The following is a 21578-nucleotide window of genomic DNA, read 5'->3' as shown; positions in this document are numbered from 1 at the left end:
TCTTCACCCCCCCGTCCCAGCTATTACTTCTTGCTCCACTAACATAATAACTGTAAGTTGTCCTAAATTATCACGACCAAAATTAGCTGTACTTCTAATTTCTACCCGACGACAATCTATAAAAGGTGTTGGTTTAGAATTTCTTTGACACTCAACATCTTTCGCACCAACAACTACATTACCCGCAGCGTCCACTTCAAATGGGCTCGGTGTTAATGTTTGTAGGGAACCGAACTCTGTCGCAGTCATGATATTTGATAAAGTCGTTAAACTCTTCTCTTTATTAACTTTCTCCAAAACCGCTTCTAAGCCGCCATCGGCGATTGCTTTAGCTTCTATTCGCTCAGAACCCGCACCTGACATTCGCATAGATTGCGTAGAATTTACCGCCAACGCGACACCTATGATGGTCATTAATAGTAGGACTATGAGTGCGAAAAACAGTACTATTCCTTTTTGCTTTCTCATCCATTCACCCTTTAATTTCGAATTAACACAGGATTGGCAAGCACCATAGTAGTTGAAACCACTTTTCGTCTAAAATGGTCGTTTAATCCTTTGATTTCCTTATCGCCTAAATTATAAGTAGTTTCATTTGTATAGGTTTTATCTTCATCAATCGCTCTAACTAATAAGAAAACCCTAATTGCAACTAAACGCTGAAACAATTCATTATCCCACATTAAAGGTGTAACATTTTCAGCAGGCATAAAACTATCAGCAGTATCATCGCCATTACTATCAAAACCATAGAGAATACGCATATTCTCTATTCCCTCAACTAATTGTTCTTCGTTATTCATGCCATTATTTTTAGTGAGTGTTTTACGTCTTAATACTGGCACAGAACCGTCATTTTTTATAAAGTATATATGATGCTGATACTCCCAGAAGCGGGCATTTTCAAGTGCAGGATTAGGAGGGTTTCCCCCTTTGAATAACACTGCTTCAGTTGGATTTACAGCCATATAATAACGTTCACCATTAGGGTTAGTAACCGGCGGCCCAATAAGCCTTTTAATTTGAATAACATCCGTATTCGGATTAACACCATTTAAGCAAGTCAAACCCTCTGCACTTTTTCCAGCTTCATATCCCCAAAGACGCCTAAAGTGTGCAAGCTCGGCGTTAGGCAATGTACCATTGTTAACACCAGCACCAATACAATCATTGGTAATGCCGTCTCTTAGCGCCATATTCGTTCCAAGAATAAAGTCCGTTCCCGTAATATCCCCCATAAAACCAAGTTGGGTAATATCTCTTTCCATCAGCGCCAATGCAATCCTGCCATTTTCTTGTAATTGGTTGAATTGACTAGTCGTTACCACATTTGAAGATGACATACTAAACATGGCGAACAGCCCTAGCGTAAGAAATAGCCCGATCAGCATCGAAACCATTAACTCCACTAACGACATTCCCTTTTGAACATTCGTCATTTTGTCTGCTCGCCTAAATAATCACTGTTGATACAACAAAAATACGTCGACGAGTGCCAAGATCCTCACCACATTCATTCCCTGTGTATGTTGTGCCGGCGCCCTCACGAATACCTCTCCATGCCACGGCAACAGTCACCGTCGTTCCATCAATGGCTATACAAGCTGTTGGAGTATCTAATCCACCGACATTTTGGCCATCAACGATTTCCGCAGCGCCCATGAAACTCTGTTCCCATTGATAAAGGTCCCAAGCTTCAGTTTCAGCTGGAGAACACAAACTGACTGCGCCAACAGCAACATCACACTCTTTAGCCGGCTTAGCCAGCGTTCCAGTATATTCTCCGCTATAATTGGCTAATTGCGTTCGATTAAGCTTCATACGGTTAATAATATCGTTGGCATAGTAAGAAGCTTGTGTCTGCTGAAAAGATTCAAAGCTGCCGCGCTTAGCCACTATGTGTAAATTAAAAATACCGATCAGGCCAATCACTAAGATCACTAATGCAACAAGCACTTCAATTAGTGAGAAGCCTCGTTGAAATCCTTGATGTGTCAATCGTTCGAATTTAGTCATATTTTTGACATGCTTTTCAGCTATTTACCCTTTTAAATCTTAATCTTACGATAAAACCATTGCTAACAGTTAATAATAGATGAGTAAAATGTAAGTGGCCAGTAACAATAGCATATAAGCTGCAATCTCATTATGCTTTGTTTGAATTTAGTCATACTTAGACAATAAAAAAGAGGCCATTGGCCTCTTTCAATTTACTACTATTTTCTACATTAATTAGCGTAGTTCAGCGGGTACGGCAAAGACAGTATCTTCTTTTCGTCCTTCGACTTCAGTCACCACACTTGGCGCTAATTTCGCTATGGCTTGAACCACTTGCTGTACAAGAACCTCTGGTGCAGACGCACCAGCCGTTACAGCAACTTTAGTTACACCCTCAAACCAAGATGAATCAATATCATCTGCAGTATCAACCAGATAAGACTCTGTACCCGTTTTTAATGCTAATTCACGCAAGCGGTTAGAGTTAGAGCTGTTTTTCGAACCGACCACAATTAACAGATCCACATCGGCCGATAAGTTACGCACCGCATCCTGACGGTTTTGCGTCGCGTAACAAATATCATCCTTACGTGGGCCTTCGATGGACGGGAAACGCTTTAATAAGGCGCTGATGATATCGAGTGTATCATCGACCGAGAGCGTTGTTTGAGTCACGAAGCAGAGGTTATTAGGATCGCGAACTTGTAAAGTCTCGACATCTGCCGGGGACTCAATCAGATAAACACCACCATTGGGGTTATCGTATTGTCCCATGGTGCCTTCAACTTCAGGATGCCCCGCATGGCCAATCAAAATACATTCAATACCCTTGCGACTTGCTCGAGTGACCTGCAAATGCACTTTGGTGACTAACGGACAAGTCGCATCGAATACTCGCAACCCACGCGCCTTAGCTTCGGCACGTACCGCCTGAGAAACTCCATGCGCACTGAAGATCACAATATTGTTATCCGGTACTTGGTCTAACTCTTCTACAAATACGGCACCGCGATCCTTCAGATTTTGCACCACATAGCGGTTATGCACGACTTCATGGCGAACATAAATCGGCGGCGAAAATAACTCGAGCGCACGCTCAACAATACTAATGGCGCGGTCCACACCAGCACAAAAGCCGCGAGGATTTGCCAGCATAATATTTAAACTTGGGCTGGTAGGATCTAATTTCATCTTAAAGTACCTTCACCACGTCGAGTTCAAATGTCACTTTGCGTCCCGCTAGAGGGTGATTGAGATCGACCGTAATCGAATCGCCCGCAACCTCACGCACAATTCCGGGGATCTCACTGCCGCCAGGACCAGCAAAACTCACGATAACGCCAACTTCAAGCTCCATATCGGCTGGAAAGCGGGTTCTATCCATATAATGAATCGCATCGGGATTTGACTCACCAAAGGCATCGACCGCTTCAAGCGTAAAGCTGTGCTTATCACCTTCATTCAAGGAGGCAAGCTGCGCTTCAAATGCTGGGCTTAAACTACCATCACCGATATTGAGACGTGCTGGCTTACCCGAGGCTTTAGTGCTATCGGCGGTCGAACCATCTTCAAGCACAATATTCATATGGCACAATAACGAACGTGTCACAGTCACTACTTCACCTCTTCGGTTTTATCTTGTTCGGATTTGCTGTTAAAAAACGAATCCCAAATGATCAGCACTGCGCCGATAAAAATCGCGGAATCGGCGATATTAAAGGCGGGATAATGGCTCTTACCCCAATAAAAATCGATAAAATCCACCACAAAACCATGCATCAATCGATCGATTAAGTTACCTAGGGCGCCACCAATCACTAAGGTGTAAGCCAAATTTAACTTCCAGAGAGATGCCGCTTGCTTGCGCAGCCACACAGTCAACAAGGTACTAAAACCAACGGCCACTAAGGTAAATAACCAACGTTGCCAACCACCCGCTTCACTTAAAAAGCTAAATGCGGCGCCATAGTTACGTACATAGGTGAAATTAAAAAAAGGTAATAACTGCACCGATTCGAACAAATCAAAATTGGCTAAGACCCATTGTTTGGATAGTTGATCGGCCAAAAACACCAATACAACTACCCAATACCAACGTAAGCCACTGTCTTTCCAAGTTAATGGCATACAGATCCTTTACGCAAACAGACGAACTTCGCCGTCACCTTCAATATTGGTTACGCAGCGATGGCACAGCGTTGGGTGAGCCTCAATCGTGCCCACTTCTTCCCTGTGGTGCCAACAACGTTCGCATTTTTCTGCTGTTGTTGCATTTACCACTAACTTCAATGAAGCCAGCTCAGTTTCAACGGCATCGCTTGTCGCATCTGCCAATGGCAATACTTTAGCTTCTGAAGTTAACAGGACGAAACGCAGCTCATCACCAATGTGCGTTAACTGTTCAGTTAAAGCCGCATCAGCAAACAGTATGACTTCGGCTTCTAAGGAGCCACCAATACGTTTATCACGGCGCGCTTGCTCGATGACCTTGTTGACCTCGTTACGTACAGTCAGCAGATTTTCCCAGTACGCATCACTTAAATCAGTATCTAAAGTGATAGATTGCAGACCTTGATACCATTCTTGGGTAAACACGTAAGCATCACGTTGACCTGGCAGTAATTGCCACACTTCATCGGCAGTAAAGCTCAGGATTGGCGCAATCCAACGCACCATAGCTTCGGCGATATGGAACAATGCCGATTGACAGCTACGGCGGGCATGGCCCTCTTGCTTAGCGGTATATTGGCGGTCTTTAATGATGTCTAAGTAGAAGCTACCTAGCTCAACCGAGCAAAACTGCATCAGCTTTTGCGTCACAATATGGAAGTTATATTGCTCGTAAGCTTCGATAATTTCTTGCTGAAGAGCGGCCGCGCGGCGCACAGCCCAACGATCTAACGCCACCATATCTTCTACTGCCACTAAGTCATTAGCAGGATCGAAGCCATTAAGGTTCGCCAGTAAGAAACGAGCGGTGTTACGAATACGGCGATAAGCATCGGCGCTACGGTTTAAGATTTCATCCGATACAGTCATTTCACCGCTGTAGTCGGTTGCTGCAACCCATAGGCGCAAAATGTCCGCACCTAGTTTGTTAGTCACTTGCTGCGGCGCAATCACGTTACCAATAGATTTCGACATCTTGCGACCTTTACCATCAACGGTAAAGCCGTGGGTAAGCACTTGCTTGTAAGGTGCTTTACCAGTCATCGCGGTAGAAATCATCAATGATGACATAAACCAACCGCGGTGTTGATCGCTACCTTCGAGATATAAATCGACGCCATGACCATGAAACTCAGGGCGCGCGCCTACCACTGAAGCAAAGGTTGAACCTGAGTCGTACCATACGTCTAAGGTATCGGTCACTTTGCGGTATTGTTCGGCTTCTTCACCCAGTAATTCGGCGGCATCGAGATCCCACCAAGCTTGAATGCCTTCCTGCTCAATACGATTAGCTACACGTGCCATTAATGACACGCTGTCAGGGTGCAGCTCTTCAGTTTCGCGGTGTACGAATAATGTAATTGGTACGCCCCAAGTACGTTGACGGGAGATACACCAATCAGGGCGATTCTCAACCATCTTTTCGATGCGGCTTTGGCCCCAGTCAGGTATCCACTGAGTCTGCTCAATTTCACCTAATGCTTGCTTACGCAGGTTGTGGTTATCCATTGAGATAAACCATTGCGGCGTAGCACGGAAGATAATGGGCGTTTTATGGCGCCAGCAGTGTGGATAGCTGTGACGGTACGCAACATGGTGTAATAGCGCGCCTTTTTCTTTCAGCAGCGCAACCACATTGTCGTTTGCTTTAAATACGTGTTGACCGGCAAAGAACTCAGTCTCTGGTTTGTAGACACCGTTATCGCCAACTGGGTTTGCCACTTCTAAACCGTATTTTTGACCTACCACGAAGTCGTCTTGACCATGGCCAGGTGCTGTGTGAACCACACCCGTACCGGCGTCAGTCGTCACGTGGTCACCTAAAATTGCAGGTACGTCAAAGGCTAAGAATGGATGCTTAAAGCGAACCAGCTCAAGCGCTGCACCTTTAACTTTACCTAACACGCTATGGCTCTCGGCGCCGTAACGCGTCATACAAGCTTCAACTAACACGTCGGCCAGAATAACCGCGTGAGTCGCGCCCTCTTTGACAAATTCAACCAAGCTGTAATCAAGCTCAGGGCTGATAGATAACGCGCGGTTCGCAGGCAGCGTCCAAGGTGTGGTTGTCCAAATCACCATAGCGACTGGATGTGAGTAATCGCTTACACCAAACTGAGCGGCAACGGCTTTGCTGTCAGTTGCAGTAAAGGCCACATCGATAGCGGGAGAGGTTTTATCCTCGTATTCCACTTCGGCTTCAGCAAGGGCAGAACCACAGTCTGTACACCAGTGAACAGGTTTAACACCTTTATGTAAGTGACCGTTTTCAATCACTTTTGATAAAGAGCGAACAATATTGGCTTCAGTGGCAAAATCCATTGTTAGATAAGGTTTTTGCCAATCGCCTAACACGCCTAAACGAATAAAATCTTCGCGTTGGCCATCGACTTGCTCGGCAGCATATTTACGGCATTCTTCACGGAATTCGGCCGCAGAAATTTTTTGACCAGGCTTACCGACTTTTTGCTCAACTTTCAGTTCAATTGGCAGACCGTGGCAATCCCAACCCGGCACATAAGGCGCGTCAAAACCTGACATGGTTTTTGACTTAACAATAATGTCCTTAAGTATTTTGTTGACTGAGTGACCAATATGAATACTGCCGTTCGCATACGGTGGGCCGTCATGCAAAATAAAAGGTGTGCGGCCAATTCGGCTATCACGGATCTGCTGATACAGACCGTCTTTCGTCCAGCGCTCTAACATCTCTGGCTCGCGATTTGCCAAATTACCACGCATCGGAAACTCAGTTTCCGGCAAATTCAAAGTAAATTTATAGTCGCTCATTGATCCTATACCGTTAATTAAACTGATAAATATCAGCCTGCATCGTTACCAAATAAAGCTCTGGCCTCATTTGCATCATTCAAAATTTGTTGTTTTAGTGCATCCAATGAATCAAAAGGTTGTTCATCGCGAAGTTTTGCCACTAACTCAACCTCAACATGCTTGCCATAAATGTCACCTTCAAAATCAAAAAGATGCACCTCAAGCTGACAAACTTGACCATTTACGGTCGGGCGGAAACCAATGTTGGCAACCCCTTCATAAATATCGCTATCTTCCCAATAGAGTTTCACCGCAAACACCCCGCGCACTGGCACCACATTGCGCTTGAGGGCGATATTGGCGGTGGGAAAACCTATGGTTCGGCCAATTTTTTGGCCATGGGCCACACGGCCGCTTAAGGTAAAGGGGTGACCGAGTAGGCGTCTCGCCTGCTCCAGGTTTCCTTTCGCCAATTGTTCTCTTACCGCGGTCGAGCTCACACGTTGCGAGCCCACCATAAAACTCTGGGTGCTGACCACGGTAAAGCCATAACGAACTCCCGCCTGCATCAGCATTTCGAAATTGCCTTTTCGGCCTTGACCGAAGCAAAAGTCATCGCCAACGACGAGATACTTCACTCCGAGTTTACGCACCAGCAGTTCTTCGATGAAATGCTCCGCTGGTTGATCTGCAAAGGCACGGTTGAAGTTAACACACACTAACCGTTCAACGCCTAACTCATCGAGCAGGATGATTTTGTCCCGCAGTAAGCTCAAACGCGCGGGGGCATTCTCACCTCGGAATAACTCCTGTGGCTGAGGCTCAAATGTCATCACTGTTGGCGGTAACGACAGCTGTTTGGCCTTTTGCACCAGATTAGCAATCACCTGTGCATGGCCGCGATGCACGCCATCAAAATTACCTATCGTCAGCACACAGCCATGGTGAGATGACAAAATGTTATGTGTACCACGGATTAATTCCATAACTTTAGACAACTGCCAAGCGCAAATCGGCTGATTATATAACAGCTAACGATAAGAATCAGCAATCAAACTCCCCGTTTCATTGACCAAGGACGAATTCCCAACGCCAGTAGCCCAAGTAAATACGTGATAGTCCCAACAGCAATCAAACCAATCAAAGCCTTAGCTCGTAAAGCTAAATGCCATTCTACCCATTGAGATTGCGTGGGTAATAAATAGTACAAGACTACCACCATCAATGCCGTAGAGACCACGGCTTTAAGGAAAAACACCATAGTCGGTTTGGTAATACGATAAACCCCTGCTTTATGCAGGCCGCGATAAAGTAATGTGGCATTAAGCAAGGCTGACATGGATGTAGCAATCGCCAAACCCACATAACCAAATGGGATTGCAAATATTAAGTTAAAGCCCATATTGGTGATCATAGCGATGATGCCATAGCGTACGGGGGTTTTAGTATCCTGGCGAGAATAATATCCTGGCGCTAACACCTTGATTAACATAAAACTCAGTAAACCGCTTCCGTAAGCCATCAAACTGTAAGAGGCCATTTGCACATCATTGATAGTAAAGGCGCCGCGCATAAACAATACCATTAACATAGGCTGCGCGAGCACTATCAACCCCATCATCGCAGGCAAACCGAGTAATAAAATCGCTTTAATTCCCCAATCCATGGTGTTACCAAAGCCATCTCCTTCTGCATTCACATGATTTCGCGATAACGCGGGTAAAATCACGGTTGCAATAGCAATACCAAATAAACCAAGTGGAAACTCTAATAATCGGTCTGAATAATAGAGCCAACTAATAGAACCAGTCATCAAGAAGCTGGCGATAAAGGTATCAAATAACAAGTTGATTTGTGAGACAGAAACCCCAAACAATGCAGGGATCATCAAAGTTCTAATCTTCACAACCCCGGGATGTTGCCAACCCCACGAGGGTTTTACTAACGCTTTCTCTCGGAGCAGAAACGGAATTTGGAATAAAAACTGAATTAAACCACCGCAAAATACTCCCCATCCCAAGGTAATTTCGGGCTGAGAAGACGTTGGAGCGAAAAACATTGCCGCCGCAATAATGGCCACATTTAGAAACACTGGCGTAAAAGCCGATACAGCAAAGCGTCCTCGAGTATTTAAGATTGAGCCCGCTAAAGCAGTAAAGGTGATAAACCACAGATAAGGAAAAGTGATTTTTAGAACGACCGTTGCTAACTCAAACTTAGCACCATCAGGTTCGTTATTCAGCCAGGCCATAAACCAGCCGCCACCAAATAATGCGGACAACACAGGAGATGCAATCACACCGACAAGCGTGACAATCGTCACTAAGAGCCCTAAGGTCCCCGCCACCTTACTGAGTAACTCGCGAGTTTCGTCCGAGGTATGCTTTTCTTGATATTCGGTCAGTACGGGAACAAATGCCTGTGCAAAGGCGCCCTCGGCAAATAATCGACGTAAAAAGTTAGGAATTTTATTCGCGAAGAAAAAAACATCAGCGCTTGTCCCTGCACCCATTAAATTGGCAACGACAACATCTCTAACCAAACCTAAAACACGGGAAATCAATGTCATAGCACTAACAATCATGCCTGACTTCAATAATTTTTTACTCAAACGTCCCCCAGACCTATATCGAATGGATTAGGTGATTCATCTCAAAAAATCGACTCAGGCTCTGTCACACTGCGGTAATAGCTGCTAGAATTGCGCCACATATTACACGAGTTGGGTTGAAGATAGCCAAGGCAGGTTGAATTAATTTATCTTTATGATGATTATTCAATCATAGTCATTGACAAAGTGACTAAATGCAGGCATATTCCTCGGCCTTTAAAAGTATCAAATCCAGTTTTTAGGAGTTGCACCTTGGCTAATAGCAAGTCTGCAAAGAAGCGCGCGCTTCAATCTGAAAAGCGTCGTCAGCATAACGCCAGCCGTCGCTCAATGTTACGTACATACGTTAAAAAAGTTATCGCAGCTATCAAAGCTGGTGATCACAAAACAGCAACCGAAGCTTTCGCTGCTGCACAACCAATCGTTGACCGTATGGCGACTAAAGGCCTTATTCACAAGAATAAAGCTGCTCGTCATAAGGCTCGTTTGAACGCTAAGATCAAAGCGCTTGTTGCTTAATTATCTTAGTAAATAAAAAAAACCGGCAATTGCCGGTTTTTTTATATCTGCTGAAAACCATTAATGACAATAAATATTGTTTAGTAAATGGATCATCTCACGCACTTCATCACTCTTCAGTGAATAAAATACGGTCTGCGCTTCTTTGCGTGTGGTTACTAAATTATCTTTGCGTAACCAAGCAAGGTGTTGTGATAGTGCCGATTGACTTAAGCCTAATTTTTTATTCATTTCGCCAACGCACATTTCTCCTTCATTCAGTAAATAACAAAGGATAAATAAACGGCGTTCGTTTGCGAGTGCCTTTAATAGCACCACGGCATGATCGGCTCGCTCCTGCATTAATTCAATATTCATTACGCACATTTTCTCCTAAAACTAACCCCTGCGCTAATATAGCGTTGCCTTACAGATATAGTCGGGACATAAAGCACACTTTTTGCTAGATTGTTTTCAAAAGTGGGACATGCTTAATAAAAACAAAGGAAACCTATGAAACCCTACCAAACAACGTTGATAACAGGCCTTTTTATTAGTGGTTTGAGCGCTTGCCAAACTCATATCGAAACACCAGTCAAAACAGATATCCCTTCTCAATTACAACAAACCGCTTTAGCCTCTTCGATTGGATATGACATTGTCGAATCTCTTACGGTAGAAGTAGGACCGCGCCTTGCTGGTAGTCCAAAAGACATTATTGCCGTGAACTGGGCAATGAATAAGTTAACCAGCCTCGGGTTTGATAAGGTTTATAAAGAGCCAGTACAGGTTCCTATTTGGGAACGTGGAGAAGCCAAAGCCAAGATTATCTCTACGGTAGAGCAACCTTTGGTGATTACTGCATTGGGTGGCAGCATTGCAACGCCAGTAACGGGCATTAGGGCTAGAATAGCTCGCTTTGATAGCCTAGAAGCATTACAACAAGCCAACCCTGATGATGTAAAAGGTAAAATTGCCTTTATCGATCAAAAAACGGAGCGTCATATAACTGGTGAAGGTTACGGAAAAAGTGTCGGCGGCCGCTCGAAGGGCGCTGTCGCAGCAGCACAAAAGGGAGCCGTAGCAATCGTCATTCGCTCAATAGGCACCGACCATGACCGCATGGCACACACTGGCGTGATGCGTTATCAAGATGGTGTGACTAAAATCCCTGCTGCGGCGATGTCTAATCCCGATGCAGACTTAGTCGATGCCATGTTAAAACGCGATCCGAATGCGGTGCTCGAGCTACATATGTCACCGAAGGATTTAGGAACGAATACCTCTTACAACGTTATTGCAGAAGTCACTGGCAGTAGTAAACCTAACGAAATAGTGCTGATTGGTGCCCATTTAGATTCGTGGGATGAAGGTACAGGTGCAATTGATGATGGCGCTGGTGTTGCGATTGTGACAGCGGCAGCAAAACATATTCAAGATCTTCCACAAAAGCCCGCTCGTACGGTGCGAGTAGTACTATATGCAGCCGAAGAAATTGGCTTAGTGGGGGGTAAGGCTTATGCTGAAGCACACAAAGCCGAGTTACCTCTACATTATATTGCTGCCGAATCGGACTTTGGCGCAGGTCCGATTTATCAAATCGATACTAAAGTAAGTGACAACGTTTTCGCCCAAGTTCAAGAGAGCATTAAACCAATGACATACAACGGTGTCGCCCTTGGTAATAATCAGGCCTCTGGCGGACCTGATGTCTCTATGCTACCCGCATTAGGCGTACCTGTTGCATCATTAAGACAGGATGGCCACGATTACTTCGATTATCACCACACACCTAACGATACCTTAGATAAAATCAATCCTAAGGCTCTGGCACAAAATGTGGCGGCATATGCTCAATTTGCTTATATCATGGCAAACTCAAATTTAGTGTTAACGCCCATTAGCACTGAATCGAAATAAGCCGCATAAGTAAATCATTCACCCATAAGAAGAAAAATGCCAGTCAGCTTAACTGACTGGCATTAAGCCTAAGCAGCTCTTTTTATTTAAGCCGTAATACGTTATTGCGCTTCACGTAAAAATGTTGGCTCATTCGGTTTACTCAATTCTTCACTGTAGTAATAACCTGCCACATCAAATGCTTTTAATTCATCAATCGAACTCACTTGCTGATCAATAATATATCTTGCCATCATTCCCCGCGCTTTTTTCGCAAAGAAACTAATGACTTTGTATTGACCATTTTTAAAGTCTTTAAAAACAGGAGTGATTAATTGTCCTGCTAATTGCTTTGGCTTTATCGCCTTAAAATATTCATTGGATGCAAGGTTGATAATGATCTCATCCCCCTGCGCAGCGACCGCATTATTGACCGCTACGGTGAGAGTGTTGCCCCAAAAATCGTAGAGATTCTTACCTTTAGGATTGGCAAGGGCAGTCCCCATTTCTAAGCGATAAGGTAAAATTAAATCCAATGGCCGCAGTAACCCGTATAGCCCAGATAAAATGCGCAACTGCGACTGAGTACGTTCAAGCTGTTCAGGTGTCAGGGTATCAGCATCAAAACCGGTGTAAACATCGCCTCTAAAAGCGAAAATAGCTTGCTTAGCATTATCAATACTGTAATCGGGTGTCCACTCGCCAAAACGTGCCGCATTTAAGCCCGCAATGTTATCGCTGACCTTCATTAATGTTGCTATGTCACTAGGGGTTAACCGTTGGCAAACTTGAATGAGCTCTTGGCTATAAGCTAAAAAATCGGGCCGAGTATGGGTTTGAGTCAAGGGAGGTTGCTCAAAATCTAGGGTTTTCGCCGGTGAAACCAAAATCAACATTAACACGCTCCAACAAATAAAATACGCCACTATGATACTGAACAAGCATAAAAAAACCACGTACGGATGACGTGGTTTTTCCGATAGCGCTAATCAGTGAACTTGAGCTTAGCGACTAACCGCAGATTCAGTACGCGATTTAGCCAACTCATTGGCACTATTGTCCTGCCAAATGCCATCATCAAGTTGTTCCATCAATTCGGGGAACTTACTGCGGTCAAACTCAGGCATTTTGCCGCTCTTTAATTGTTCACTGTAATCGTTGATAACCCTTATCGCCAAGCCAGATAACAGCAACAATGCGACGATATTGACCGTTGCCATTAGCCCCATTGACACATCGGCTAAGTTCCACACTAAGCTGATTTTGGCTACGGCACCAAACATCACCATGCCCAATACGCACAGGCGAAATAACGGTAACGCCTTAGTACTGTTACCCGTTAAGAACATCACATTGGTTTCGGCGTAGGAATAATTAGCAATGATTGAGGTAAAGCAGAATAGAAAAATCGCTATCGCAATAAAGGCACCGCCCCAATCACCAACATGATTCGACATCGCATTAATAGTAAGACGAATACCATCATCACTAGAACCTATGTCACCAGACAACAAGATAATGGCAGCCGTTGCGGTACAAATAACAATAGTATCAACAAAAACTCCCATCATCTGCACAAAGCCCTGAGATGCTGGATGATTAGGATTAGGTGAGGCACTCGCCGCCACGTTTGCTGCGCTGCCCATCCCCGCCTCATTTGAGAACAAACCACGGGCAATACCTGCTTGCATCGCCTGAGCGACTGTATAAGCAACGCCACCTGCAGCTGCCTCTTGCCAACCGAAAGCACTTTTTACAATCAGGCTAATAACTGCGGGTAATTGCTCTAAATTGAACAACACAATAATGAAAGCGATCAGAATATAAGCCAACGCCATAATTGGCACGATAAACTCAGATACTCGCGCAACTTTACGTAAGCCGCCGACGATAACAAAACCACTGGCTAACACTAAGCCGATACCGACATAGGTCGGATCGAAGCCAAACACGCGCTCCATCGCCCCCGTAATGGTATTAGCTTGCACCGCGTTAAACACCAAACCAAAGGCGATGATCAGGAAGAAAGCGAACAACACCCCCATCCATCTCTGACCAAGTCCCTTCTCCATATAATAAGAAGGGCCACCACGAAATTGGCCGTTGGTATCACGCACCTTATAAACCTGCGCAAGAGTGGACTCTACCATAGCCGTTGCCATACCCAACATGGCAATTAACCACATCCAAAAGACAGCGCCAGGTCCGGCGGAGCCAATGGCCACCGCTACCCCCGCCATGTTTCCGGCACCCACACGGGCCGCCATACTCGTACAGAATACTTGGAATGAAGACAGACCACTTTCACAGCCTTGGCGGCTCATGGTCATGACTTTTAGAGAGTGTTTGAAGTGTGTAAGTTGAATAAATACAAGTCGTAAGGTGAAATAGAGCCCCGCACCCACCAGTCCGTAAACGAGCAATTTGCCCCAGAGCAGTGCGTTCAAAAAGTTTACAATCGTTTCTAACATATTATTTTACTTCTTCCCGTAGCAAATGCCCTCCCCCACCTATACTTAGCGAGGTGCAACATTTGTGGTGAATGAATCCTTCCAAATAAAGGTAAGAATATCGGTAGATTTATTCTTTCAAATTATCCTTCCGTGAATTTACAACATCACGGCTACCGAATTCAACGCAGCAAAATAGCACAGTATTCGAAATTACTCATGTGATCAAGCCTAGGTTTTCATTGTTAAATAGCTACAAGCTCACGATCATAAAGCTTAGATAAGTCACTGTTAATATTAAATTAACAATTTAACAAACTTCATTCACATGCGTTAACGACAAACACAAGTTTTAAAATTTGGATGCAGGGCACATTTTTGTAATAAAATTACAAATATAGTAACTCCAAGAAAACATTATTTACTTCCGTCTGCTCTAGTGAGGCTTAATATGACGACAACACATGAGATAAATGCTCTTAAAAAATACGTAAGAGCCACTAACTTCCTAGCCACCTCCCAGATTTACTTAAAGCAAAACGTACTTCATAAGCGCCCACTAGCGCACTCGGACATTAAGCCTCGCTTGCTCGGTCACTGGGGAACCTGTCCAGGTATCAACTTTGTCTACGCGAACGTTAACCGACTCATTGTAAAACACAATCGTCCCTTTATTTACTTAGTTGGTCCAGGACACGGCTTCCCTGCCGTACAAGCTAACTTATTCATTGAAGGCTCTCTAAGCCACTACTATCCAGAAACCATTCCTTATAATGAAACGGGCATTGAGGATATTTGTAAAAAGTTCTCAGCAGCATACGGTTATCCTTCACATGCTAATCCTGAAGCACCAGGACAAATTCTGGAAGGTGGTGAATTAGGTTATTCATTATCCGTTGGCTGGGGCGCAGTGCTTGATAACCCCGATCTTATCGCGACAGTATTAATAGGTGATGGAGAATCAGAAACAGGCCCATTAGCCGCATCTTGGTATGCAAACCGATTGGTATCACCTGCCACCAACGGTGCTGTGCTACCTATCGTCCATATTAACGGCTATAAAATTTCTGGCCCAACCCGTATGGGACGCATGAGCCATGAAGAATTAGATCTTGAATTCCGCGGTCTTGGCTACCACCCCATTATTGTGGACAGCGAAGCGGAAGAAGATATCTACGTTCAAATGGCAACCGCCATGGATACCGCTTATAGCATGATTAATGATATCCAAGCCCGAGCACGTAAAGGCGAAGATATTGTAAAACCTCGCTGGCCAGTGATTTTAATGCGCACAGCAAAAGGTTGGACTGGCGTAAGCGAATATAATGGTAAGAAGTTAGAAGGCAACTGCGAATCACACCAAGTGATTGTCAATAAATGCGCGACCGATAAAGGCCATCTAGCCGCATTGGATAATTGGTTAGCTAGCTACCAGTTCCAAGAGCTCTATCAAATCAATGCTCAAGGTGAACTGATTTTTGATGCGGATATTAGCTCATTGATCCCACCAAAACACTTAGCTTGTGGTCGCCAACATCTCACTTATGGTGGTGAAGTTGTTAGAGCTTTATCCAATCCAGATCTAGAAAAACTCAGTTACGGTCCAGAAGTACCACGCGGACACCGCGGTTACTCCATGCTGAAAATGGGTGAATGGATGCGTGACGCATTCAAACTGAACCGTGATCAACGCAATTTACGCATTTTCAGCCCTGATGAAACCTATTCAAACCAACTGCAAGCGGTATTTGAAGAAACCGACCGTGCATGGCAATGGCCAATTGAAAGCTGGGATGAAGATATGTCTCGCGATGGCCGTGTACTAGAGCTCCTTTCTGAGAACTTACTATTTGGTATGTTACATGGCTACACAGTGACAGGTCGTCATGGCATGTTCCCAACCTACGAGTCATTCTCGCAAGTAGTTTCATCCATGGCCGACCAATATTGTAAGTATGTTTATGCCAGTCAAGGGGTGCATTTCCGTAAACCTTTACCAGCATGCAACGTAGTACTTTCTTCATTATTAGAGCGTCAGGATCACAACGGTTACTCGCATCAAAACCCATCGTTCCTAGGTGCGATGTTAGAAAAACATCCAAAGATTATCTCTGCTTATTTACCAGCTGATGCAAACAGCACCTTAGTGTATACCGAACGTGCTTTTGCGGATCGTGACAAACTGAACATCCTAGTCGCAGGTAAAAAAGAGTTGCCACAATGGCTAAGCTTAGATGAAGCACGTAAACAAGCCAAAGATGGCGTCATGGTGTGGGATTTTGCTTCAGATGAAAATCCCGATATCGTCCTTGCTGGCTGTGGTGATTATGTCACTCAAGAATGTATGGCCTCTTTAGTGATCATTCGGGAAATGCTGCCTCGAGTCAGAATCCGTTTTGTGAGCGTCACCGAATTAAGCAGTGATGGTTTAGGTAGCCGTAAATTTAAAGAAAAACCATGGATGATGGATGAAATATTTACTCAAGATAAAGGAGTAGTATTTAACTATCACGGTTATCCAAATACAATCAAAAAGTTAATTTTTGATTACAAAGGAAGCCGCCGTTTTAGAATTAAAGGTTATGAAGAAGAAGGCTCAACAACTACACCATTTGATATGGGTGTGCGTAATGGAACTTCTCGCTACCACCTTGTTATTGATATGGCTTATAAACTATTTCAACAAGGCGTCATTGATGAGACTAAACACGTTTCAATCACAACAGATATGTTGCAAAGACTTGTTGATCACCGTAACTATATTAAAGCACATGGTGTTGACCCAACTGAGATCGAAAATTGGGTTTGGACTCGCTAGTAGTTAATTAAATTAACAAAATAAATACAATTTAAAGGCATCCAAAAGGATGCCTTTTTAACATCTCAAGTTGATTACAGGATGGAGCCCCATAAAAAAACTTCAGACTAAGCACTGGAAAATTTTAACAAATGCAGTGATAATTAACCGCTGGCTACAATACCAAAGGATCCCCACACTAAGTGCTAGCAATGTTTTGCTTAAAACCCGCAAAGCATATTGGTGGAGAATCATAAACAATGGACTTAGAAAAAATGATGAAGAATACATTAAAAGTAGTTTTACTTACATCAATGCTTCCACTTGCTGCCAGTGCATCTCAAGAGTTAACTCCTTGGTATGTTGGTGCAGGTTTAGGCGTTAATAACTATGAACACATTGCAACTGATAACGGCGATGATAACCCATACGCATGGGACATCTTCGCAGGCTATATGTTTAATGACTACTTTGGTGCAGAAATCGGCTATCGTGATCTAGGTAGTGCAGATTGGACTAATGGTGGCATTAGCAATGATGCAGATGTTAAAGGTGCAACTCTGGGCTTAGTCGGTGTATGGCCACTAGGTAACCGTTGGAGCCTGTCTGCAGAAGCGGGTGCAATGTACTACACCTTAGAAAACAGCCAACATACTGGCACAACTTCAAGCTCATACAGCTCTAACGATTTTGCGCCTTACTTTGGCGCAGGTGTTGGTTATAACTTCACCGATAATCTGAAGTTACAAGCTAAATACCGCCGTTATGAAAACTTAGACGACACAGACTTCAACACAATCGAAGCTGACAGCAACTATTGGGGCTTAGAATTAAGCTACCGTTTTGGTACTCCAGCAGCAGCGGCTCCTGTAGCTGCCGCCGTTGTTGCAGCAGCACCAGTTGACTCAGACAACGATGGTGTATACGACGATAAAGATCAGTGCCCAGCAACGCCTGCAACTCACAAAGTTGACTCTGTTGGCTGTACTATCTATGAAAACGTTAAAAAGCAAGAAGATGTAGGTTCTATCCAGTTTGCTAACGATTCTGCAGTAGTGAAGAAAGAGTACTACAAAGACATCGAAAGACTGGCTAACTACCTGAACAAGAACCCAGAATTCACTGTTGAAATCGCGGGTCACGCTTCTAACGTAGGTAAACCAGAATACAACATGGTTCTGTCTGACAAGCGTGCTGACGCTGTTGCTAAGATCCTTGTTGAAAAATATGGCATCAGCCAAAGCCGCGTAACTTCTAACGGTTACGGTATCACTAAGCCATTAGTGGCTGGTGACTCGAAAGAAGCTCATGCAGCTAACCGCCGCATCGAAGCCATCGTGACAACTACTGAAAAACAACCTGTTCTGAAGTAATTGCACTGTTAAGAATAAAAAAGTCGCTGCTTGCAGCGACTTTTTGTTTTTAAGGCATCGACACTACCTAACCTGATGGCGCTAAGACTGATTAAGTGGCATTCGCCACTATGTTTAGCAAGAAACGATGTAGTTTTACCATTTTTGTAATTTTTTTACATTGATGGTTGGAAAAGTTGGCAAAATCGCTTCTAATAGTCATCAGTTCATTTCTGAGTTTTGACCGCTATCTGAGAAGGATGTTTTTCATGGCAAATACATTAGAGCAACTCAAGTCATACACTACTATTGTGGCCGATACTGGCGATATTGAAGCAATTAAGCGCTATCAACCAGAAGACGCAACCACTAACCCATCACTCATTCTAAAAGCCGCTCAAATCCCTGAGTATAGCGCTCTAATCGACAATGCTATTGCATGGGCTAAATTACAAAGTGCTGATATTGAGCAACAGATTGATGATGCCAGCGATAAACTTGCAGTGAATATTGGCGTGGAAATTCTGAAACTGGTTCCAGGCCGAATTTCAACCGAAGTGGATGCCCGCTTATCCTTCGATAAAGAAAAATCCATTGCAAAAGCGCATAAGCTTGTTCGTCTATATCAAGAAGCAGGAATAGATAAATCTCGCATTTTGATCAAATTAGCCTCAACTTGGGAAGGCATTTGTGCCGCCAAAGAGTTAGAGCAAGAAGGCATCAACTGTAACTTAACCCTATTATTTAGCTTCGCTCAAGCACGAGCCTGTGCTGAAGCTGGCGTGTACTTAATTTCTCCATTCGTTGGCCGCATCCTCGATTGGTACAAAAAAGACACAGGTAAAGACTATGACGCAGTAAATGATCCTGGTGTCGTTTCTGTAACCGAAATTTACAACTACTACAAGCAGCATGGCTATAACACGGTAGTCATGGGGGCAAGTTTCCGTAATATCGGTGAAATCATCGAATTAGCGGGTTGTGACCGCCTGACTATTGGTCCTTCATTACTCGAAGAGCTAGCAAACTCTCAAGTCGCTATTCAACCTAAACTCATTCCTGCCAGCACTACAGTTGCTGCGGGTGAGCCTTTAACCGAAGCGCAATTCCGCTGGGACTTCAACCAAGATCCTATGGCCGTTGACAAGCTAGCAGAAGGCATCCGTAACTTCGCCATCGACCAAGGCAAACTCGAAGTCATGCTCAAGGCTAAACTGGCAAACTAAGTATCTTCGGAGACGATTCGATGACTATCTTGACCCAAAGCACAACCTGGAAGGCGTTAGCAGCCCATAGCCAGCAGATCCCGCATATGCGAGAACTCTTTGCAGGCGATCCTGCACGCTTTAGCAACATGTCGCTTTCTACCTGTGGCTTATTTTTAGATTATTCAAAAAATAGAGCAACACCTGAGACTCTCAACTTGCTGCTGACACTGGCGCAAGAAGCCAAGCTTGACGCTAAAATCAAGGCGATGTTTGCCGGTGATATCATTAACACCACCGAAAAACGTGCCGTTTTGCATACCGCACTACGCAGTACCGCGGACCAATCCATCATTGCCGAAGGTCAAGATATCGTTCCTGAAGTACAGCAAACGCTGAACAAGATGCAGCAGTTTGTCACTTCAGTCACCTCAGGACAGTGGAAAGGCTACACAGGCAAAGCCATTACCGATATTGTCAGTATCGGTATCGGTGGTTCATTCCTTGGCCCTAAAATTGTTTCCCAAGCCTTACGCCCATACTGGATAACAGGTCTCAATTGCCATTTTGTTGCAAACGTCGATGGCACCTCGATCAGTGAAAAACTCAAGCTGCTCGATCCTGAAACCACGCTTTTTATCATGTCGTCTAAGTCTTTTGGTACACAAGAGACGCTGACCAACACCTTAACGGCCAAAGCGTGGTTCTTAGCTAAAGGTGGTTCACAGTCCGATGTCGCGAAACACTTTGTTGCCGTGACCTCTAACGTGGCAAAAGCAACTGAGTTTGGTATTGATGCCGCTAATATCTTCCCTATGTGGGACTGGGTTGGAGGTCGCTATTCTCTGTGGTCTGCCATTGGTTTACCCATCGCTTTACTCATCGGCATGGATAACTTCCGCTCCCTATTAAAGGGCGCGCACCAAATGGATACCCATTTTGCCACTGCGCCTTTAGCGGAAAATATGCCCGTCATCATGGGACTATTCTCACTGTGGTATGGCAATTTCTTTAATGCTCAAAGCCATGTGGTATTGACATACGATCATTACCTTCGCGGACTTCCTGCCTACTTCCAACAACTGGATATGGAAAGTAACGGTAAATCAGTCACGCTCAATGGTACGCATGTGGATTACAGCACAGGTCCTGTGATTTGGGGCGGCGAAGGCACAAACGGTCAACACGCTTACCATCAGTTGCTGCATCAAGGTACTGCATTAATTCCTGCTGATTTCATTATGCCGCTGCAAAGCCATAACCCTATCGGTGAACACCATGATCAGTTAGCCTCTAACTGCTTTGGACAAACTCAAGCACTCATGCAAGGCCGTACCTTAGATGAAGCGCTGGCTGAATTGAGCAAGAGCAACTTGAGTGATGAAGAAAAGTTACTTATCGCCAAACACAAAGTCATGCCGGGCAATAAGCCAAGCAACACTCTGTTAATGGATAAGCTGACTCCAGAAACCTTAGGCGCACTAATTGCGCTCTATGAGCACAGAACCTTTGTCCAAGGCGCCATTTGGGACATCAACTCCTTCGACCAATGGGGTGTTGAGCTTGGCAAAACCTTAGGTAACGACGTCCTCGCCCGTATAGGTGCAGATCAAGAAGCGACTGCGTTAGATGCCTCAAGCAATGGCCTAATCAATCTTTATCGACGGGGCAAAATCTGATCGAACAAAAAGCCAGCAATTGCCTGTCTCTCATACACAAATCCCTGAACAATGCTCAGGGATTTTTTTTGAACTCATTCCCCGCATTGTGATCAGATCGTCTAGGGCTAAATATTCGAGGCGATTATGATGAAGATGATGGATCCAG

Annotated in this window: 18 protein-coding genes; 6 read left to right on the top strand and 12 right to left on the bottom strand. The window is 44.4% G+C overall.

Annotation, left to right across the window (positions count from 1 at the left end):
• Positions 1–3: 3 nt before the first annotated feature.
• From MMG82_RS17440 to murJ, 9 genes are all read right to left on the bottom strand, one after another.
• Positions 4–468, bottom strand: a complete 465-nt coding sequence (locus MMG82_RS17440) for a pilus assembly PilX N-terminal domain-containing protein (RefSeq protein ID WP_047536840.1) — start codon at positions 466–468, stop codon at positions 4–6.
• A gap of 11 nt (positions 469–479) precedes the next feature.
• Complete coding sequence (locus MMG82_RS17435; RefSeq protein WP_047536843.1) at positions 480–1439, bottom strand: PilW family protein; 960 nt, start codon at positions 1437–1439, stop codon at positions 480–482.
• Between the two features lie 13 nt (positions 1440–1452).
• Positions 1453–2040, bottom strand: coding sequence for a type IV pilus modification protein PilV (gene pilV / locus MMG82_RS17430; RefSeq protein WP_047536846.1), 588 nt, complete (start codon positions 2038–2040; stop codon positions 1453–1455).
• A 192-nt stretch (positions 2041–2232) separates the two neighbouring features.
• On the bottom strand, positions 2233–3189 hold the full coding sequence (gene ispH / locus MMG82_RS17425; protein ID WP_047536849.1) for a 4-hydroxy-3-methylbut-2-enyl diphosphate reductase: 957 nt from the start codon (positions 3187–3189) through the stop codon (positions 2233–2235).
• A 1-nt stretch (position 3190) separates the two neighbouring features.
• Positions 3191–3613, bottom strand: a complete 423-nt coding sequence (gene fkpB / locus MMG82_RS17420) for an FKBP-type peptidyl-prolyl cis-trans isomerase (protein ID WP_047536852.1) — start codon at positions 3611–3613, stop codon at positions 3191–3193.
• The gene (lspA, locus tag MMG82_RS17415) at positions 3613–4125 is read right to left on the bottom strand and encodes a signal peptidase II (RefSeq protein WP_037421196.1); all 513 of its coding nucleotides are present in this window, start codon (positions 4123–4125) and stop codon (positions 3613–3615) included. The genes fkpB and lspA overlap by 1 nt, the downstream gene beginning before the upstream one ends.
• A gap of 9 nt (positions 4126–4134) precedes the next feature.
• The gene (gene ileS, locus MMG82_RS17410; protein ID WP_047536855.1) at positions 4135–6957 is read right to left on the bottom strand and encodes an isoleucine--tRNA ligase; all 2823 of its coding nucleotides are present in this window, start codon (positions 6955–6957) and stop codon (positions 4135–4137) included.
• A 32-nt stretch (positions 6958–6989) separates the two neighbouring features.
• Entirely contained in the window at positions 6990–7925 is a 936-nt protein-coding gene (gene ribF, locus MMG82_RS17405) for a bifunctional riboflavin kinase/FAD synthetase (protein ID WP_047536858.1), read from the bottom strand.
• A gap of 65 nt (positions 7926–7990) precedes the next feature.
• On the bottom strand, positions 7991–9550 hold the full coding sequence (gene murJ / locus MMG82_RS17400; protein WP_047536861.1) for a murein biosynthesis integral membrane protein MurJ: 1560 nt from the start codon (positions 9548–9550) through the stop codon (positions 7991–7993).
• Between the two features lie 252 nt (positions 9551–9802).
• Here murJ and rpsT point away from each other — a divergent pair, with 252 nt between their 5' ends.
• On the top strand, positions 9803–10069 hold the full coding sequence (gene rpsT, locus MMG82_RS17395) for a 30S ribosomal protein S20 (RefSeq protein WP_037421209.1): 267 nt from the start codon (positions 9803–9805) through the stop codon (positions 10067–10069).
• A 60-nt stretch (positions 10070–10129) separates the two neighbouring features.
• Here the strand turns inward: rpsT and MMG82_RS17390 are convergent, their stop codons facing one another.
• Positions 10130–10426, bottom strand: coding sequence for a metalloregulator ArsR/SmtB family transcription factor (locus MMG82_RS17390; RefSeq protein WP_006084975.1), 297 nt, complete (start codon positions 10424–10426; stop codon positions 10130–10132).
• A 135-nt stretch (positions 10427–10561) separates the two neighbouring features.
• Here MMG82_RS17390 and MMG82_RS17385 point away from each other — a divergent pair, with 135 nt between their 5' ends.
• Positions 10562–11968: a M28 family metallopeptidase gene (locus tag MMG82_RS17385; RefSeq protein WP_241407203.1), complete on the top strand. Its 1407-nt coding sequence runs from the start codon at positions 10562–10564 to the stop codon at positions 11966–11968.
• A gap of 101 nt (positions 11969–12069) precedes the next feature.
• Here MMG82_RS17385 and yaaA read toward each other — a convergent pair whose 3' ends face one another.
• Positions 12070–12843 carry a peroxide stress protein YaaA gene (gene yaaA, locus MMG82_RS17380; RefSeq protein WP_047536874.1) on the bottom strand — a complete coding sequence of 258 codons (774 nt, stop codon included), beginning with the start codon at positions 12841–12843 and terminating at the stop codon, positions 12070–12072.
• Between the two features lie 108 nt (positions 12844–12951).
• Complete coding sequence (locus MMG82_RS17375; protein ID WP_047536877.1) at positions 12952–14418, bottom strand: alanine/glycine:cation symporter family protein; 1467 nt, start codon at positions 14416–14418, stop codon at positions 12952–12954.
• A 430-nt stretch (positions 14419–14848) separates the two neighbouring features.
• Here MMG82_RS17375 and MMG82_RS17370 point away from each other — a divergent pair, with 430 nt between their 5' ends.
• The 4 genes from MMG82_RS17370 (at position 14849) to pgi (ending at position 21430) form a co-directional block, all read left to right on the top strand.
• On the top strand, positions 14849–17215 hold the full coding sequence (locus tag MMG82_RS17370) for a phosphoketolase family protein (protein WP_037421225.1): 2367 nt from the start codon (positions 14849–14851) through the stop codon (positions 17213–17215).
• 239 nt (positions 17216–17454) lie between these two features.
• Positions 17455–18567, top strand: coding sequence for an OmpA family protein (locus tag MMG82_RS17365; protein ID WP_037421235.1), 1113 nt, complete (start codon positions 17455–17457; stop codon positions 18565–18567).
• A gap of 248 nt (positions 18568–18815) precedes the next feature.
• A complete protein-coding gene (tal, locus tag MMG82_RS17360; protein WP_037421238.1) occupies positions 18816–19772 on the top strand; it encodes a transaldolase in 957 nt (318 codons plus the stop codon).
• A gap of 20 nt (positions 19773–19792) precedes the next feature.
• Positions 19793–21430 carry a glucose-6-phosphate isomerase gene (gene pgi / locus MMG82_RS17355; RefSeq protein WP_037429612.1) on the top strand — a complete coding sequence of 546 codons (1638 nt, stop codon included), beginning with the start codon at positions 19793–19795 and terminating at the stop codon, positions 21428–21430.
• Positions 21431–21578 lie beyond the last annotated feature (148 nt).

It is taken from the genome of Shewanella sp. MM_2022_3, from assembly GCF_022557375.1.
Taxonomy (GTDB): domain Bacteria; phylum Pseudomonadota; class Gammaproteobacteria; order Enterobacterales; family Shewanellaceae; genus Shewanella; species Shewanella xiamenensis.
This window is presented reverse-complemented; position numbering and strand designations above follow the sequence as displayed.

Excerpts from the sequence above, each read along its gene's own strand:
- MMG82_RS17440 (WP_047536840.1), bottom strand. The coding sequence starts at position 468 with ATGAGAAAGCAAAAAGGAATAGTACTGTTTTTCGCACTCATAGTCCTA.
- MMG82_RS17435 (WP_047536843.1), bottom strand. The coding sequence starts at position 1,439 with ATGACGAATGTTCAAAAGGGAATGTCGTTAGTGGAGTTAATGGTTTCG.
- ispH (WP_047536849.1), bottom strand. The coding sequence starts at position 3,189 with ATGAAATTAGATCCTACCAGCCCAAGTTTAAATATTATGCTGGCAAAT.
- lspA (WP_037421196.1), bottom strand. The coding sequence starts at position 4,125 with ATGCCATTAACTTGGAAAGACAGTGGCTTACGTTGGTATTGGGTAGTT.
- ileS (WP_047536855.1), bottom strand. The coding sequence starts at position 6,957 with ATGAGCGACTATAAATTTACTTTGAATTTGCCGGAAACTGAGTTTCCG.
- ribF (WP_047536858.1), bottom strand. The coding sequence starts at position 7,925 with ATGGAATTAATCCGTGGTACACATAACATTTTGTCATCTCACCATGGC.
- MMG82_RS17390 (WP_006084975.1), bottom strand. The coding sequence starts at position 10,426 with ATGAATATTGAATTAATGCAGGAGCGAGCCGATCATGCCGTGGTGCTA.
- MMG82_RS17385 (WP_241407203.1), top strand. The coding sequence starts at position 10,562 with ATGAAACCCTACCAAACAACGTTGATAACAGGCCTTTTTATTAGTGGT.
- yaaA (WP_047536874.1), bottom strand. The coding sequence starts at position 12,843 with ATGTTGATTTTGGTTTCACCGGCGAAAACCCTAGATTTTGAGCAACCT.
- MMG82_RS17375 (WP_047536877.1), bottom strand. The coding sequence starts at position 14,418 with ATGTTAGAAACGATTGTAAACTTTTTGAACGCACTGCTCTGGGGCAAA.
- MMG82_RS17370 (WP_037421225.1), top strand. The coding sequence starts at position 14,849 with ATGACGACAACACATGAGATAAATGCTCTTAAAAAATACGTAAGAGCC.
- MMG82_RS17365 (WP_037421235.1), top strand. The coding sequence starts at position 17,455 with ATGGACTTAGAAAAAATGATGAAGAATACATTAAAAGTAGTTTTACTT.
- tal (WP_037421238.1), top strand. The coding sequence starts at position 18,816 with ATGGCAAATACATTAGAGCAACTCAAGTCATACACTACTATTGTGGCC.
- pgi (WP_037429612.1), top strand. The coding sequence starts at position 19,793 with ATGACTATCTTGACCCAAAGCACAACCTGGAAGGCGTTAGCAGCCCAT.